The organism is Acinetobacter sp. CIP 53.82, from assembly GCF_000369465.1.
GTDB lineage: Bacteria > Pseudomonadota > Gammaproteobacteria > Pseudomonadales > Moraxellaceae > Acinetobacter > Acinetobacter indicus.
On record NZ_KB850040.1, the window covers coordinates 1 to 1,727 of the forward strand.

A 1,727-nucleotide genomic window follows, 5' to 3' on the forward strand; every position below is an offset into this window, starting at 1 on the left:
TCGCTCTCATTTGCGTTTTGAGCTGTTTTCTTTTTTTCGCTATGAGATCTATGCTTTTTAGGTAAAGGCTCTTAAATCGCATTTGAACGCTTTCTGTGAAGCTTTTCATAATTAAAATTTTAGGTTGAAATTTTTAACCTGGACAAAAAAATTGATCTTTTTACATTTTTCTAAACCAAGAAATAAATACTTTTTTCCATGCAAAACCAAGCACTGGCCCTACGTCACTTTAGCCAATTTTCCAATCAAGTATCCGGCACACGCCGGGATTTTTTTGTCACACACCACGCATCTAACGATGACATCCCTCAAACCCTTATGTGGTAAGGCTTTAGCTAATTATTTTGTGTATTAAAAAGCTGTGCTCTAAAAAGCCCATTTTTTGAAATAAGTTATTGATTTTATTTATTGATTTTGTGTGCTCTTGGTTGTGCTCAAAAAAACGATAAAAACGCTATAAGTTATTGTTATTTAATAGAAAATATGGTGTGCTCCTATCTGTGCTCGAAAAATGAAAAAAAAGAATGTAAATTGTTAATATATATAGATAAATATCCTGTGCTGTTAATAAAAATCCAAGTTGTGCTGTTAAAAGTTACAAAAATAGTATAAGTTATTGAAAATTAAGTAAAATAATCTGTGCTCTTTTAATTGGCAATAAAATTGTCAATTCGGTCAATTTAATAAATTACATATGACGTATTTTTTAGTCATGACTAAATCCGGCTTTCTCTAAAATTGGGTAAAGCTCTCTAAATTTTTCAGGCTGTAAAAGCATTTCAGCGATACGAACAGCAAATTGCTGATAGCTTTCTGTACCTTGAGAATACTTAGACATTTCAGGCATTTCAGACATTTTATTAGCGAATAAGTGACGCTGTGCATCAGTCATTTTGATAAAAAAGTCGGGTGTGTTTGGATCTCGTTTAGGGTCTAGTGTTTTAGGTTTTTGTTTCTGCTTAATCGTAAATTTTATATGGGTAAATTTACGCCCTGTTTTTTGAGGTATTGCCGTAACTTTTAAATCTGATTGTTCGTTAATTTCTTTAATGGATGGGTCTATAACCCAAGCAATTAAATTCCCCGTTGTTTTATATCTTGAGCCTAAATCTAGCATTATTCTTAAATCATCTATGGCTATTGAACGCTCCCCAGCAGATTTATATTGAGTTAGTAGCTCATAGATGCGTACAGAGTATGCCCCCTGCATTTTTGCTACTTCAGATAGCATATATTGAGTGAAATTCGCTTTTACATTGGATATAAATGGCAATATATCCTTAGAAAACCTAAGAGCAACAATACTCTGATTTTCTGTAAACTCTATACGTTGAACCCAACGCATTTTTATCAGTTTTTCATCAATAACTAGGCTAATAGAACGCTCATACAAGCGGTTTACAGCTTCTTTTAAGTCCCTATAAGCTGTTTTCTCATGCACCCCTAAAGCCTGTAAGTCTTGGATACTGACAGTATAGATTTCATCATCTGATACTTCACACATTTTAGGTATCTTGGCGATAGCCGATAAAACAACACGCTGTTCAACAACAGATAGGCGATAACTAGCCTCAATAACTTGGTTCGATTTCACTACTAATTCATTTTGCATAATTCTGTATTCATTTTAAGTATTAGAGATAATTTATACTAATATATTAGATAAAACAATCCCTAATAGTTAGTAGTCAATCCCTAATAGTTAGTAGTCAATCCCTAATAGTTAG

1 protein-coding gene is annotated in these 1,727 nt (G+C 32.8%); it reads right to left on the reverse strand.

Annotated features, from left to right (window positions below):
- Positions 1–706: 706 nt before the first annotated feature.
- Positions 707–1,612 (reverse strand): replication initiation protein RepM, encoded by a 906-nt coding sequence (repM, locus tag F905_RS00160; protein ID WP_005174803.1) that lies wholly within the window; start codon positions 1,610–1,612, stop codon positions 707–709.
- Positions 1,613–1,727 lie beyond the last annotated feature (115 nt).

Bases quoted from the DNA above. Each gene is read 5' to 3' on its own strand.
- repM (WP_005174803.1), bottom strand. From the start codon at position 1,612: ATGCAAAATGAATTAGTAGTGAAATCGAACCAAGTTATTGAGGCTAGT.